The following is a 14698-nucleotide window of genomic DNA, read 5'->3' on the forward strand; positions in this document are numbered from 1 at the left end:
GCCCGCTTCTGGCTCGGCCCTACAGGCCTCCCGGGTCAGCTGGCCAGCAACTGGCGCAGCACGTAGTGGAGGATGCCGCCGGCCTTGAAGTACTCCACCTCATTGAGGGTGTCGATGCGGCACAGCACCTCGACCTTCTCCGTGGTGCCGTCTTCGCGGGTGATCTCCAGGGTCAGCGGTATGTGCGGGCGCAGCTTGACGCCGCTGAGGCCGTGGATGCTGATGGTCTCCTTGCCGGTCAGGCCCAGGCTCTTGCGATCGGTGCCGTCCTTGAACTGCAGCGGCAGCACGCCCATGCCCACCAGGTTGGAGCGGTGGATGCGCTCGAAGCTCTCGGCGATCACCGCCTTGACCCCCAGCAGGTTGGTGCCCTTGGCCGCCCAGTCGCGGGAGGAGCCGGTGCCGTATTCCTTTCCGGCGAAGATCACCAGCGGCGTGCCTTCTTCCTGGTAGCGCATGGCCGCGTCGTAGATGGCCAGCTTCTCGCCGCTGGGCACATGCAGGGTGTTGCCGCCTTCCTCGCCACCGAGCATCTCGTTGCGGATGCGGATGTTGGCGAAGGTGCCGCGCATCATCACTTCGTGGTTGCCGCGCCGCGAGCCGTAGGAGTTGAAGTCCCGTGGCTCCAAGCCGTTCTCCCGCAGGTAGCGCCCGGCGGGGCTGTCGGCCTTGATGTTGCCGGCAGGGGAGATGTGGTCGGTGGTCACCGAATCCCCCAGCAGGGCGAGGACCCGGGCCTTTTGCACGTCTTCCACCTTGGGCGGCGCACCGGCGATATCGGCGAAGAAGGGCGGGTGCTGGATGTAGGTGGAGTCAGCCTGCCAGGCATAGGTGTCCGATTCGGGCACCTGGATGGCGCGCCACTTCTCGTCGCCGGCGAAGACTTCGGCGTACTCCTTGCGGAACATGGCGGTGTCCACCTTGGCGATGGCGTCGGCGATCTCCTTCTGGCTGGGCCAGATGTCCTTCAGGTACACCGGCTTGCCATCCTTGCCTTCGCCCAGCGGTTCGCGGCTGATGTCCAGGCGCACGCTGCCGGCCAGGGCATAGGCCACCACCAGCGGTGGGGAGGCCAGCCAGTTGGTCTTCACCAACGGGTGCACGCGGCCTTCGAAGTTGCGGTTGCCCGAAAGCACCGAGGCCACGGTCAGGTCGCCCTGCTGGATGGCTTTCTCGATGGGGTCCAGCAGCGGGCCGGAGTTGCCGATGCAGGTGGTGCAGCCGTAGCCCACCAGGTCGAAGCCCAGCTCGTCGAGGTACTTCGTCAGCCCGGCGGCGGCGAAGTACTCGGTCACCACCTTGGAGCCGGGCGCCAGGGAGCTCTTCACCCAGGGTTTGCGGGTCAGGCCCTTTTCCACGGCCTTCTTCGCCACCAGGCCGGCGGCCATCATCACGCTGGGGTTGGAGGTGTTGGTGCAGGAGGTGATGGCGGCGATCACCACCGCGCCGTCACTCAGACGGTGGGTGCGGCCTTCGTACTCGTAGTCCATCACGCCGCTCTGCACGTTGCCGCCGACGGCGGTACCGCCGCCGCCCTCGCTGAGCAGGCGGCCGTCCTCCTTGGCGCTGGGCTTGAGCTGCAGGGCGATGAGGTCGTCGAAGGTGCTGGCCACCTGGGTCAGCGGCACCCGGTCCTGCGGGCGCTTGGGCCCGGCCAGGCTGGCTTCCACCGTGCCCATGTCCAGGGCCAGGCTGTCGGTGAACACCGGTTCGTCACCGGCGTTGCGCCACAGGCCCTGGGCCTTGCAGTAGGCCTCCACCAGCTTGACCGTGGATTCCGGGCGGCCGGAGAGGCGCAGGTAGCCCAGGGTGATCTCGTCCACCGGGAAGAAGCCGCAGGTGGCGCCGTATTCCGGGGCCATGTTGGCGATGGTGGCGCGGTCGGCCAGGGGCAGGTCGGCGAGGCCGTCGCCGTAGAACTCGACGAATTTCCCCACCACGCCCTTCTTGCGCAGCATCTGGGTGACGGTGAGCACCAGGTCGGTGGCGGTGATGCCTTCCTTCAGCTTGCCGCTGAGCTTGAAGCCGATCACCTCGGGGATCAGCATCGACACCGGCTGGCCGAGCATGGCCGCCTCCGCCTCGATGCCGCCCACGCCCCAGCCGAGCACGCCGAGGCCGTTGATCATGGTGGTGTGGGAGTCGGTGCCCACCAGGGTGTCGGGGAAGGCGTAGGTCTTGCCGTCCTCGTCGCGGGTCCAGACGGTGCGGCCCAGGTACTCGAGGTTGACCTGGTGGCAGATGCCGGTACCCGGCGGAACCACGCTGAAGTTGTCGAAGGCGTTCTGGCCCCAGCGCAGGAAGGCATAGCGTTCGCCGTTGCGCTCCATCTCGATCTCGACGTTCTGCTCGAAGGCCTCGGGGCTGGCGAAGCGGTCCACCATCACCGAGTGGTCGATCACCAGGTCCACCGGGGACAGCGGGTTGATCTTCTGCGGGTCGCCGCCTGCCTTGGCCACGGCGTCACGCATGGCGGCCAGGTCGACCACGGCGGGCACGCCGGTGAAGTCCTGCATCAATACCCGCGCCGGGCGGTACTGGATCTCGCGCTCGGAGCTGCGGGTCTTCTGCCAGGCCACCAGGGCTTCGAGGTCTTCGGGGCCGACGGTTTCGTTGTCTTCCCAGCGCAGCAGGTTTTCCAGCAGCACTTTCAGGGACAGGGGCAGCTTGTCGATGCTGCCGAGGCGCTTGGCGGCCTCTGGCAGGCTGAAGTAGTGATAGGTCTTGCCGTCCACCTCGAGGGTGCGGTGGCTGTTCAGGCTATCCAAGGAAGGCATGTGACATCTCCTTTGGGCCCACACGGCATGGGCCGATACAGGGGGCGGAACCCTGCAAAGCTAGCTCTGCTTGGCAGGGCCCGCCATGTTCTGGACTCCCGTTCCGCCAGCATGGTTCCTCCTGTCTCATCACTGCTGGTGTAGGAATTTTCCATAGATCTCTGTGTGAAATCGGGCGCTTCGGCTCTATAGTGCGCGGCCAAGGAGACACCCCGATGAATAGCCTGTTCCTGCACTGCCGCCCCGGTTTCGAGGGTGAGGTGTGCGCCGAGATATCCGACCTGGCCGCCCGACTGGACGTGCCCGGCTACGCCAAGGGCAAGGCCAGCAGCGCCTATGCCGAGTTCATCTGCCAGGACGCCGACGGCGCCGAGCGGCTGATGCGCGGCCAGCGCTTCGCCCGCCTGATCTTCCCGCGGCAGTGGGCCCGCGGCGCCTTCGTCGCGCTGCCCGAGACCGACCGCATCAGCGTGCTGCTGGCGCACCTGGCCGACTACCCGGTCTGCGGCAGCCTGTGGCTGGAGGTGCTGGACACCAACGAAGGCAAGGAGCTGTCGAATTTCTGCAAGAAGTTCGAGGCGCCCCTGCGCAAGGCCCTGGAGAAGGTCGGTCGCCTGGTGGATGACCCGGGCAAGCCGCGCTTGCTGCTGACCTTCCGCAGCGGCCGCGAGGTGTTCGCCGGTCTCGCCGAGGCGGACAACTCCGCGCTCTGGCCCATGGGCATCCCGCGCCTGAAGTTCCCCCGCGAGGCGCCGAGCCGCTCCACCCTCAAGCTGGAGGAGGCCTGGCACACCTTCATCCCCCGCGAGCAGTGGGACACCCGCCTGTCCGAGGATATGACCGGCGTCGACCTGGGCGCCTCCCCGGGTGGCTGGACCTACCAGCTGGTGCGCCGCGGCATGCTGGTCACCGCCATCGACAACGGCCCCATGGCCGAGAGCCTGATGGACACCGGGCTGGTGCAGCACCTGATGGTCGACGGCTTCACCTTCAAGCCCAAGCAACCGGTGGACTGGATGGTCTGCGACATCGTCGAGAAGCCGGCGCGCAATGCCGCACTGCTGGATACCTGGATAGGCGAGGGGCTGTGCCGCGAGGCGGTGGTCAACCTCAAGCTGCCGATGAAGCAGCGCTACGCCGAGGTGCAGCGCCTGCTGCAGCGCCTGGAAGACAGCTTCCGCGAGCGCAAGATCAAGGTCTCCATCGCCTGCAAGCAGCTCTATCACGACCGCGAGGAAGTGACCTGCCACCTGCGTCGCCTGGACCGCTGAGGCCGCGCGCCCAGCCGTGCCGGGCATCGGCCGGGCTGGGCGTGCTCGGCGCTTTTACGCCACAATGGCGACCTGTTCCTGGAGTACCCCATGTCCGATCAGCCTGATGCCATTCTCGATGCCACCGGCCTCAACTGCCCCGAGCCGGTGATGATGCTGCACAACAAGGTGCGCGACCTGCCGTCCGGCGGCCTGCTCAAGGTCATCGCCACCGACCCGTCGACCCGTCGGGATATCCCCAAGTTCTGCATGTTCCTCGGCCACGAGCTGGTGGAGCAGGGCGAAGAGGCCGGTACCTACCTGTACTGGATCCGCAAGAAAGCCGAATGAGGCCCGCCTCGACTCGATAAAAAGAAGCCCGCATTGCGCGGGCTTCTTGCTGTGTGGCGTCAGGCCGGTTCGGCCAGGGCCGTCACGCGGTCGCTGCTGCGGATGCGCGAGCGCGCGCTACGGGCCACACGGAAGGTCAGCATCACCGCCGCCACCGTCAGGCCGGCGATCAGCCCCTGCCACAGGCCGCGTGGGCCAGTGGGTTCGCCCAGCCAGTCGGTAAGCCCCAGCAGGTAGCCGATGGGCAGGCCGATGCCCCAGTAGGAAAACAGGGTGAGGATCATCGTCACCCGCGTGTCCTGATAACCACGCAGGGCACCGGCGGCGGTGACCTGGATGGCGTCGGAGAACTGGAACAACGCGGCGAACACGATCAGCGATGCAGCCACCGCGATGACCTGGGCATCGGGGGTGTAGATGGCGGCGATCTGCTCACGGAACAGCAGCATCAGGCTGGCCGACAGGCAGGCATAGGCCAGCGCCGTGGCCATGCCTACACCCGCGGAGAAGCGCGCATCACGCGGCGTGCCACGCCCCAGGGAGTGGCCGACACGCACGGTCACCGCCATGGCCAGGGAGTACGGGATCATGAACACCAGCGAGCTGAAGTTCTGCGCGATCTGGTGCCCGGCCACCACGTTGGCGCCCAGCCCGCCGATCAGCAGCGCGATCACCGCGAAGATGCTCGACTCGGCGAAGATCGCGATGCCGATGGGCAGGCCCACGCTCAGCAGGCGCTTGATCACCGCCCAGCGCGGCGTCTCGAAGTGATTGAACAGGCCGCTCGGCTTGTACACCTTGGCGATGTTCACCCAGGCCAGCATGCCGAAGAACATCAGCCACATGGCGGTGCCGCTGGCCCAGCCGCAGCCGACGCCGCCCATGGCCGGGAAGCCCAGGTGGCCGTAGATCAGCACATAGTTGAGCGGAATGTTCAGCAGTAGCCCGCAGATGCCCAGCACCATGCTCGGACGGGTGCGGCCCAGGCCGTCGCTGTAGCAGCGCAGCACCTGGTAGAGCGCCACCGCCGGCAGGCCGAAGGCGATGCCGTGGAGGTAGCCCATGCTCGGAGCCACCAGGTCTTCCTCCACGCCCATCATGCGCAGCACGGGTTCGGCGCAGAGCAGCAGGCCGGCGCCGGCGAGGCCGACGACCACCGCCAGCCACAGGGCCTGGCGCACTAGCGGGCCGATCTCGGCATCCTGGTTGGCACCGTGGCGCTGGGCGACCTTGGCCGTGGTGGCGAGGAGGGTGCCGGTCATCAGCAGGAACACCGGTACCCAGATGGAGTTGCCCAGGGCCACGGCGGCCAGGTCGCGCGCGCTGACACGGCCGGCCATCACGGCGTCGACGAAACCCATGGCCGAGTGGGAGAGCTGGGCGATCATGATGGGCAGGGCAAGAGTGAATAGAGCACGCAATTCGCGACGCATACGGTCGAGGCGAGTTTGGTTTGTCACGGGGGTCTTTCCATGGCTGTGAAGCGTTCACCGGTACGGCGGTGGCGTCCGTATTGCTCGTGGCCCACAGGGTGGGCAAGCCTGGCTGCGATGGGCTCGCAACGGGCGCTGGCCTGGCCGTGGCAAGGGGATTGCCGGCGATAGGGGGACAGCGGAGGCGGAAGACGGCCTAGTCTACGCGCTGACGGCATGGTCAGGAAAGAGGGCGATGCACTGGGTTGGGGCGACGCCGGGCCGGGGGATTCCGTAGAATGGCCGCCTTGCCCCTGGAGAGCACCATGCGCATCCTCGCCGACGAAAACATCCCCCTGGTCGACGCCTTCTTCGGCGGTTTCGGCCCCATCCGCCGCATGCCGGGTCGCGCCATCGACCGCGCCGCCCTGGGCGACGCCGAGGTGCTGTTGGTGCGCTCGGTGACCCGCGTCGACCGCGCCCTGCTGGAAGGCAGCGCGGTGCGCTTCGTCGGCACCTGCACCATCGGCACCGATCATCTCGACCTGGGCTGGTTCGCCGAGGCCGGCATCGCCTGGTCCAGTGCGCCCGGCTGCAATGCCCGTGGCGTGGTGGATTTCGTCCTGGGCAGCCTGCTGACCCTGGCCGAGGACGAGGGTGTAGCGCCCTCGACCCGCACCTACGGCGTCGTCGGCGCCGGCCAGGTGGGCGGGCGCCTGGTGGAGGTGCTGCGTGGCCTGGGCTGGCGGGTGCTGGTCTGCGACCCACCACGTCAGGCGGCCGAGGGCGGCGACTACGTCGACCTGGCTACCGTGCTGGAGCAGTGCGACGCCATCAGCCTGCACACGCCATTGGACAAGGGCGGCGCCCATCCCACCCACCACCTGCTGGGGGCCGCCGAGCTGGCGCGGCTCAAGCCCGGCTGCTGGCTGATCAATGCCAGCCGGGGGGCGGTGGTGGACAACCGGGCGCTGCGTGATGCGCTGCGGGCCCGTTCGGACCTGCGCGCGGTGCTGGACGTCTGGGAAGGCGAGCCGGAGGCCGATCCCGAACTGGCCGCGCTGTGCCGTATCGCCACGCCGCATATCGCCGGCTACAGCCTGGACGGCAAGCTGCGCGGCACCGCGCAGATCTACCAGGCCTTCTGCCGCGCCGAAGGCATCGAGGAAGCGGTGAAGCTGGACGAACTGCTGCCCGCGCCCTGGTTGCCGGAACTGACCCTGGATGCCAGCGCCGACCCGGTCTGGGCGTTGGCCATGCTCTGCCGCGCGGTGTATGACCCGCGCCGCGACGATGCCGATTTCCGCCGCAGCCTGGTGGGGGATTCCGACCAGCGTCGCGCGGCCTTCGACGCCCTGCGCAAGCACTACCCGGTGCGCCGGGAAATCGACGGCCTGCGGGTGCGCCTGCAGGGCGAGGCGCCGCAACTGGCGCAGTGGGTGAGGGCGCTTGGGGCGGAGCTGGCCTGAGGCCGCGGCCCGCCAATGACCCAACAATGAAAAGGCCCAGGCAGATGCCCGGGCCTTCGAGTGAAGCGCTGGGAATCAGGCCTGTTTGCGGGCGCCTTCCCAGTGCTTGTCCAGCTCTTTGCAGGCGCGCTGGATCATGCCTTCGGTAATGGGGATTTCCCGACCCTGGGCATCGATGATCGAGCCGCCAACGGGCTGCTGGGGTTGAAGCGGAACGACCCGGCGGGTGGAAGTGCTGTTCTGCAAGCTCATGGCCTGTCTCCTCATCAGGTGGTGCGCGCAGTCTAGGTCCCATAGATGAACGCGCAGTGACAGTCAGGCGCCAGTATTACGCCGTAAAAGCAAAGGACCGGGGGAGATTTGCAGCGATTGTGCCAATCGCGCTTTCCGGCCGGTCCATGGGGTTGACCCGCAACGCGGGCCGAGAGTTCAGCGAAGAGGTTGGCATGTCGATATTCCGAATGGGCCTGATCATCAATCCCCTGGCCGGGCTGGGCGGCGCGGCTGCCCTCAAAGGCAGCGACGGTGTCGCCGAGGAGGCCCTGGCGCGCGGTGCCGTGCCCCGCGCCGAGGAGCGCACCCAACTGGCGCTGGAATCCCTGCTGCCCCTGGCCGGGCGCCTGGAGTTCCTCACCTTTCCCGGCGCCATGGGCGCCGACCTGCTGGCACGCATGGGCTTCCGCCATCGGCTCATCGGCACCCTGGAGGCGGCGACCAGCAGCGCCGCCGATACTCGCCACGCCGTGGAGGCGCTGCAGGAGGCCGGCGTGTCGCTGATCCTCTTCGCCGGTGGTGATGGCACTGCCCGTGACGTCAGCGCCGTGGCCCGTGAAGGCCAGCCGGTGCTGGGTATTCCGGCGGGGGTGAAGATCCATTCCGGCGTCTACGCCATCAGCCCGCGTGCGGCGGGGGAGCTGGCGCGGCGGCTGGTGGAAGGCGGCCTGATCCGCCTGGCCAGTGGCGAGGTGCGTGACCTCGACGAGGCAGCCCTGCGCGAGGGCAAGGTGGCGGCCCGCTGGTATGGCGAGCTGACGGTACCGGTGGAAGGCCATTTCATGCAGCACGTGAAGCAGGCGGGCATGGAGTCCGAGGAGCTGGTGCTGGTGGACCTCGCCGACTGGCTGGCGGAAAGCTGGGAGGAGGGCGTGCGCTACGTGCTCGGCCCTGGTTCGACCCTGCACGGGCTGGCCGCCAACCTCGGCCTGGAGGCCACCCTGCTGGGCGTGGACGTGATCGAGAACGGCCAGCTGATTGCCCGCGATGTCACCGAGGCCCAGCTATTCGAACTGGTGGACGGCCACCCGGCCTTCCTCCTGGTCACCGCCATCGGTGGTCAGGGGCACATCATCGGCCGCGGCAACCAGCAGATCAGCCCGCGCGTGCTGCGCGCCATCGGCCTCGAGCGGCTGCGGGTGGTGGCCACCAAGCGCAAGCTCGGCACCCTCGACGGCCGGCCCCTGCTGGTGGACAGCGGCAACCCGCAGCTGGACGACGCCTTCCCCGATGCGGTGCGGGTCTGGGCCGGCTACAAGGAGGAGCTGTTGTACCCGCTGGGCTGGGCCGCCGACGCAGGCGCCGAGTGCTGACTGGCAAATGACTACAGCGCCCTGGGAACCGACGCAAACCGCCCAAGGCGGGCGCCCCTGGCGCTGCTGCTGACCGATCCTTAAGGTTGGCCGGGCCTGCCGATCCGGTGCTTGCGCACCTGGCGCATTCTCCTCAGGGCTTATGGTTGGGGCGTCAGGGGCGCAATCCCGGATCGGCAGGCTCCTTTGCACAGCTGAATACCCTTGGCCCGATGGCTCACACCATCGGGCATTTTCCGTTGCCTTCCGCTCCGTTACTCTTGCCGCTGCACATCTGCAAGGAGAGAGAAGATGGTCCAGGGTGGTTGCCTGTGCGGCGGAGTCCGTTTCGAGATCGAGGGTGAGCTGGCGCCGATCCAGATCTGTCATTGCAGCCAGTGCCGCAAGGCGCAGGGCACGCCTTTCGTCACCAATATCCCGGTGGACGAGACGCGCTTCCGCTTGCTGGCGGGGAATGAGCTGCTGCGTGCCTTCAGCTCCTCGCCGGGCAAGCAGCGAGTGTTCTGCGAGCGTTGCGGCTCGCCCCTCTACAGCAAGAGCGAGAAAGCCCCTGGCGTGCTGCGCATCCGTGCCGGCCTGCTGGAAGGCGAGCTGGAAACGCGCCCCGCCAACCACGCCTATGTGGCGTCCAGGGCCAACTGGTGGGACATCCAGGATTCCCTGCCGCAATTCCCTGCAGGGCGGGGCTGACCATGCTCAAGCGACTGTTTTGCCTGTTCCTGCTGCTGGCCAGCCTGGGCGCCCAGGCGGCGGTGGATGCCGTGCGGCTGGTGGATTCGGCGCGCGGCCAGATCGGCGTGACCCTGAGCTACGACCCGGTGTACCGGCGCATCGCTTACCCCGGCGGCGACGTGCCCCTGGCCACCGGCGTGTGCACCGACGTGGTGATCCGCGCGCTGCGCGAACAGGGCCTGGACCTGCAGAAGGTGGTGCACGAGGACATGCGCAGCCACTTCTCCGCCTACCCGCGCAACTGGGGCCTGAAGCGCCCCGATCCGAACATCGACCACCGCCGCGTGCCCAACCTGATGACCTGGTTCAAGCGCCAGGGCATGGCGCTGCGCCCCAGCGATCAGGCCGCCAGCTACCGCCCCGGCGACATCGTCACCTGGGACCTCGGGCGCGGCCTGCAGCACATCGGCATCCTCTCCGACCGCACCGGTGCCGACGGCGTACCGCTGGCCTTGCACAACATCGGCCGCGGCACCCAGGAAGAGGACATCCTGTTCCGCTACAAAATCATCGGGCACTACCGCTTCGCCGAGCGTTGACGGGCCACGAGCACGGGCCGCGCCTGTGCTCGACGGCTTTTCGCGCAAGGCCTAGTATCGACGGCATCCTTTCCTGACCGGGAGCGCGTGATGAGCGCCGATTCCTTTCCTCCCCACATCCAGCCCGGCGAGCGCGTGGTGCTCTTCGATGGCGTCTGCAAGCTGTGCAACGGCTGGGCGCGTTTCCTGATCCGCCACGACCGCGAGCGGCTGTTCAAGCTGGCTTCGGTGCAGTCGCCCGAGGGGCAGGCCATCCTGCGCTGGTACGGCCTGCCCACCGACCACTTCGACACCATGGCCTACATCGAGGGCCGCGAGCTGTTCGTGCGTTCCGACGCGGTGCTGCGCATCGCCCGCCTGCTGCCCTGGCCCTGGCGCCTGGGTGGCGTGTTGCGGGTGATCCCGGCGGCGTTGCGCGACTGGCTCTACGACCGCATCGCGCTGAACCGCTATCGGCTGTTTGGTCGCCACGAGGTGTGCCTGCTGCCGAGCCCCGACCACGAGCAGCGCTTCCTCCAGGCGGGCAACTGAGGCAATAGAGCGGCTGGCGCAGCGGCGGGAAAACCCGCAGAGTGGCGCCTCCTCCCGATCGAGTCCTCGCAATGGGTCTGCTTTCCTCCCGCCAGCGCAATGCGCTGCGCATGGCCGCGCGCTTCGTCGCTCCCTATCGCTGGCGGGTGATCGGCGCGCTGCTGGCGCTGCTGTTCACCGCCGCCATCACCCTGTCCATGGGGCAGGGCATCCGCCTGCTGGTGGACCAGGGCCTGGCGACTCAGTCACCGGAAGCCCTCAACCATTCGATCATCCTGTTCTTCGCCCTGGTGGTGGCGCTGGCGGTGGGCACCTTCAGCCGCTTCTACCTGGTGTCCTGGGTGGGCGAGCGCTTCGTCGCGGATATCCGCAAGCGCGTGTTCAACCACCTGATCGAGCTGCACCCCGGCTTCTTCGAAACCACCCGTGCCTCGGAAATCCAGTCGCGCCTCACGGCCGATACCACGCTGCTGCAATCGGTTATCGGCTCGTCGCTGTCCCTGGCGCTGCGCAACGGCATCATGATGATCGGCGGCATCGGCCTGCTGTTCGTCACCAACCCCAAGCTGACCGGCATCGTGGTGGTCGCCCTGCCGCTGGTGGTGGCGCCGATCCTGCTCTTCGGCCGGCGGGTGCGGGCGCTGTCGCGGCAGAGCCAGGACCGCATCGCCGATGTCGGCAGCTACGTCGGCGAGACCCTGGGGCAGATCAAGACCGTCCAGGCCTACAACCACCAGGCCCAGGACCGGGCGCGCTTCGGGCGCACCGTGGAAGGCGCCTTCGACACCGCGCGCAAGCGCATCACCCAGCGGGCCTGGCTGATCACCGTGGTCATCGTGCTGGTGCTCGGCGCGGTGGGGGTGATGCTCTGGGTCGGCGGCATGGACGTGATCGCCGGGCGCATCTCCGGCGGTGACCTGGCCGCCTTCGTCTTCTACAGCCTGATCGTCGGTTCCGCCTTCGGTGCCATCAGCGAGGTGATCGGCGAGCTGCAAAGCGCCGCCGGTGCTGCCGAGCGCATCGCCGAGCTGCTGCAGACCCGCAGCACCATCAAGGCGCCGGAGAGCGACCTGCTGCGCCTGCCCGAGCGGGTGGAAGGCGAGCTGGAGCTGCGCGGCCTGCGCTTCGCCTACCCGACCCGGCCGCAGAGCCTGGCCTTCGATGGCATCGACCTGCACGTGCGCCCCGGCGAGACCCTGGCCCTGGTCGGCCCTTCCGGTGCGGGCAAGTCGACGCTCTTCGACCTGCTGCTGCGCTTCTTCGACCCCACCGAGGGTGAGGTGCGGGTGGATGGCCTGCCCATCCAGCGCCTGGACCCGGCCGACCTGCGCCGTTGCTTCGCCCTGGTATCGCAGAGCCCCGCGCTGTTCTTCGGCAGCGTCGAGGACAACATCCGCTACGGTCGCCCCGACGCCAGCCAGGCCGAGGTGGAGGCTGCGGCGCGGGCCGCCCATGCCCACGAATTCATCCAGCGCATGCCCGAGGGCTACCAGACGCACCTGGGCGACGGCGGCATCGGCCTTTCCGGCGGGCAGCGCCAGCGCCTGGCCATCGCCCGGGCCTTGCTCACCGATGCACCCATCCTGCTGCTGGACGAAGCCACCAGCGCTCTGGATGCCGAAAGCGAACACCTGATCCAGCAGGCCCTGCCCGAGGTCATGAGCGGGCGCACCACCCTGGTGATCGCCCACCGCCTGGCCACAGTGAAGAGCGCGGACCGCATCGCCGTCATCGACAAGGGCAAGCTGGTCGCCATCGGCAGCCACCAGGAGCTGGTGCTCAGCAGCCCGCTCTATGCGCGCCTGGCGGAACTGCAATTTTCCACATCGAACGAGCCGGCCTGAACGGCCTTACAGGGAGTCAGGGGTGACACAGGGATTGAAGGTTCTGGTGCTGGGCGGCTACGGCAATTTCGGCCGGCTGATCGTGCGGCGCCTGCGCAGCATCGAGGGCATCGAGGTGATCGCCGCGGGGCGTGACCTGGCCAAGGCCCAGGCCCTGGCGGCGGAAACCGGTTGCCAGGCGGCGCGCCTGGATATCGACCAGCCGGAGTTGGCCCTGGCCTTCAGCAAGCTGGGTGCCCAGGTGGTGATTTCCACGGTCGGGCCCTTCCAGGGGCAGGACTACCGAGTCGCCGAGGCGGCACTGGACGCCGGCTGCCATTACATCGACCTGGCCGATGCGCGCGCCTTCGTCTGCGGCATCGGCCGGCTGGATGACCGGGCCCGCGAGCGCGGCCTGCTGATTTGTGCCGGCGCCAGTTCGGTGCCCGGCCTCAGCGCCGCCGTGGTGGACGAACAACTGCCGCGCTTCAGCCGTCTGGACAGCATCGAGCACGGCATCAGCTCCTCGGAGAAGACGCCGGGCCTGTCGACCCTGGAGGCGGTGCTCGGCTACTGCGGCCGGCCCGTGCGGCTCTGGCGCGATGGTGCCTGGGGCTCGATCCATGGCTGGCAGGGCCTGCGCCGCCACGCCTTCCGTGCCCCGATGGGCGCGCGCTGGGTGGGTATCTGCGACATTCCCGACCTGGAACTCTTCCCCGCGCGCTACCCGGGCGTGCGCGATGTCAGCTTCCGCGCTGGCGTCGGCCTGCGCCTCACCCAGTTCGGCACCTGGGCGCTGTCCTGGCTGGTGCGCGGCGGGCTGGTGCGCAACGCCGTCGGCCTGGCGTCGCTGTTGCGCAAGGGCGCGGTGCTGGTGGAGCCCCTGGGCGATGGCCTCAGCGGCATGTTCGTGACATTGCGTGGGCTGGACCACCAGGGCCGGCCACTGGTGCTCACCTGGGAACTGGTCGCCCACGAAAACGACGGCCCCAACATCCCCTGCATGGCCGCCGTGGCCCTGGTGCGCAAGCTCGCCGCCGGCACCCTGGCCGAGCGCGGTGCCATGCCCTGCATCGGCCTGTTCAGCAGCGCCGAATACCTGGCGGAGCTGGAGGGGATGCGCATCGAGGTAGAGATCAGGGAAGGCGAATAGCCTCCCGTAGGATGGTGTAGAGCGCAGCGAAACCCATCATCGCGGAGCTTTCAGGGCTCCCAGCATCCAGGCAATAAAAAACCGGCCACTCGGGCCGGTTCTTCAACGCGTTGCGACTCAGCGGTACTCGCAGAGGTAGGCGGTGTCCTGGGCGACTTTCAGCTGGAACTTGCTGTTCGCCGGTACGGTGAACTTGCTGCCGGCTTCGAAGGTTTCCCAGCTGTCGCTGCCCGGCAGCTTGACGGTCAGGGCGCCGGCGACGACGTGCATCACTTCCAGCTGGCTGGTGCCGAATTCGTATTCGCCCGGGGCCATCACGCCGATGGTGGCGGGGCCTTCGCTCATGCCGAAGGCGATGGATTTGACGGTGCCGTCGAAGTACTCGTTGACCTTGAACATGGCGGGATCCTTGAAAAGGGTTGGAAAAAGGGCCCGCCAGTATGCCCAAGCCGCTTTGCAGCGTCACTAGGCAATGCGGCGGGGGCGTTTCAGGAACTGGCAGGCAGCACCAGCGGCAGCAGGCGGGCGGTGTTGCGGGCATCTTCCAGGGCCCGATGCTGCTGGCCCTGGAAGCTGAGCCCGGCCAGTTGCAGCGCGGTGTGCAGGCCCACGGGCTGCTTGAGCTGGCGGACGCGGGCGAAATGCTGCTTGAGGTTGACGTGGGGAATGGTGGCGAGGCGGCTGACCAGTTGCTGCTGGCGCCATTCCTGCTCCAGCTGGCGGCGGTCGTACTCGCCCCAACTGACCCAGCTCACCAGGCGCGGCTGGTAGTTCTGCAGCCAGCGTTCGAACGCCGGCCAGACCTGCGCGAGGGGCGCGGCGCTGTCGACATTGGCCTGGCTGATGTGGGTCAGCTGGCGGCAGAAGGTGGTCAGGCAGGGGCGACGCAACGGGCGTACGAAACGCTGGAAATGGTCCACTTCGCGGCCGTCGGCAGCCACGATCGATGCGCCGATCTCGATGATCTCCATATCTTCCAGGGGCCAACCGCCTTCCTCGGTCGTGGCCTCCAGGTCTATCACCAGCCAGTGCGGCATGGGGCTCTCCTTGGCGCTTGTGGGGTGTCCCGGCAACT

The 14698-nt window shown here is 68.0% G+C and carries 14 protein-coding genes; 9 read left to right on the forward strand and 5 right to left on the reverse strand.

The features are described from left to right. Positions 1-35: 35 nt before the first annotated feature. The gene (gene acnA, locus RTW82_RS29615) at positions 36-2777 is read right to left on the reverse strand and encodes an aconitate hydratase AcnA (RefSeq protein WP_316927331.1); all 2742 of its coding nucleotides are present in this window, start codon (positions 2775-2777) and stop codon (positions 36-38) included. 215 nt (positions 2778-2992) lie between these two features. On the opposite strand from acnA, the gene rlmM reads away from it, so the two are divergent. Both rlmM and tusA read left to right on the forward strand, forming a co-directional pair. Further along, complete coding sequence (gene rlmM, locus RTW82_RS29620; protein ID WP_316927332.1) at positions 2993-4048, forward strand: 23S rRNA (cytidine(2498)-2'-O)-methyltransferase RlmM; 1056 nt, start codon at positions 2993-2995, stop codon at positions 4046-4048. A 90-nt stretch (positions 4049-4138) separates the two neighbouring features. Continuing rightward, complete coding sequence (tusA, locus tag RTW82_RS29625) at positions 4139-4378, forward strand: sulfurtransferase TusA (protein ID WP_021216828.1); 240 nt, start codon at positions 4139-4141, stop codon at positions 4376-4378. 59 nt (positions 4379-4437) lie between these two features. Here the strand turns inward: tusA and RTW82_RS29630 are convergent, their stop codons facing one another. Beyond that, entirely contained in the window at positions 4438-5811 is a 1374-nt protein-coding gene (locus RTW82_RS29630; protein ID WP_316927379.1) for an MATE family efflux transporter, read from the reverse strand. 305 nt (positions 5812-6116) lie between these two features. Between RTW82_RS29630 and pdxB the strand changes: the two genes are divergently transcribed. Further along, positions 6117-7259: a 4-phosphoerythronate dehydrogenase PdxB gene (gene pdxB / locus RTW82_RS29635; RefSeq protein ID WP_316927380.1), complete on the forward strand. Its 1143-nt coding sequence runs from the start codon at positions 6117-6119 to the stop codon at positions 7257-7259. Between the two features lie 75 nt (positions 7260-7334). Here the strand turns inward: pdxB and RTW82_RS29640 are convergent, their stop codons facing one another. Further along, the gene (locus tag RTW82_RS29640) at positions 7335-7511 is read right to left on the reverse strand and encodes a PA1571 family protein (protein ID WP_021216831.1); all 177 of its coding nucleotides are present in this window, start codon (positions 7509-7511) and stop codon (positions 7335-7337) included. Between the two features lie 194 nt (positions 7512-7705). Here RTW82_RS29640 and RTW82_RS29645 point away from each other — a divergent pair, with 194 nt between their 5' ends. The 6 genes from RTW82_RS29645 (at position 7706) to RTW82_RS29670 (ending at position 13623) form a co-directional block, all read left to right on the forward strand. Next, positions 7706-8845 carry an ATP-NAD kinase family protein gene (locus tag RTW82_RS29645; protein WP_316927333.1) on the forward strand — a complete coding sequence of 380 codons (1140 nt, stop codon included), beginning with the start codon at positions 7706-7708 and terminating at the stop codon, positions 8843-8845. A gap of 291 nt (positions 8846-9136) precedes the next feature. After that, positions 9137-9535: a GFA family protein gene (locus RTW82_RS29650; protein ID WP_021216833.1), complete on the forward strand. Its 399-nt coding sequence runs from the start codon at positions 9137-9139 to the stop codon at positions 9533-9535. Between the two features lie 2 nt (positions 9536-9537). Continuing rightward, positions 9538-10116, forward strand: coding sequence for a DUF1287 domain-containing protein (locus tag RTW82_RS29655; protein WP_043246483.1), 579 nt, complete (start codon positions 9538-9540; stop codon positions 10114-10116). A gap of 90 nt (positions 10117-10206) precedes the next feature. Next, positions 10207-10647 (forward strand): thiol-disulfide oxidoreductase DCC family protein, encoded by a 441-nt coding sequence (locus tag RTW82_RS29660; protein ID WP_043246484.1) that lies wholly within the window; start codon positions 10207-10209, stop codon positions 10645-10647. Between the two features lie 71 nt (positions 10648-10718). Further along, the gene (locus RTW82_RS29665; RefSeq protein ID WP_316927334.1) at positions 10719-12491 is read left to right on the forward strand and encodes an ABC transporter transmembrane domain-containing protein; all 1773 of its coding nucleotides are present in this window, start codon (positions 10719-10721) and stop codon (positions 12489-12491) included. 22 nt (positions 12492-12513) lie between these two features. Beyond that, complete coding sequence (locus tag RTW82_RS29670) at positions 12514-13623, forward strand: saccharopine dehydrogenase NADP-binding domain-containing protein (RefSeq protein ID WP_316927335.1); 1110 nt, start codon at positions 12514-12516, stop codon at positions 13621-13623. A 117-nt stretch (positions 13624-13740) separates the two neighbouring features. Here the strand turns inward: RTW82_RS29670 and RTW82_RS29675 are convergent, their stop codons facing one another. Together RTW82_RS29675 and RTW82_RS29680 are read right to left on the reverse strand one after the other, a co-directional pair. Beyond that, positions 13741-14022, reverse strand: a complete 282-nt coding sequence (locus RTW82_RS29675; protein WP_021216838.1) for a pyrimidine/purine nucleoside phosphorylase — start codon at positions 14020-14022, stop codon at positions 13741-13743. An 89-nt stretch (positions 14023-14111) separates the two neighbouring features. Next, positions 14112-14660 (reverse strand): exonuclease domain-containing protein, encoded by a 549-nt coding sequence (locus RTW82_RS29680; RefSeq protein WP_021216839.1) that lies wholly within the window; start codon positions 14658-14660, stop codon positions 14112-14114. Positions 14661-14698 lie beyond the last annotated feature (38 nt).

It is taken from the genome of Pseudomonas sp. zfem005, from assembly GCF_032621735.1.
In the GTDB taxonomy this organism is placed as follows: Bacteria; Pseudomonadota; Gammaproteobacteria; order Pseudomonadales; family Pseudomonadaceae; genus Metapseudomonas; species Metapseudomonas solani.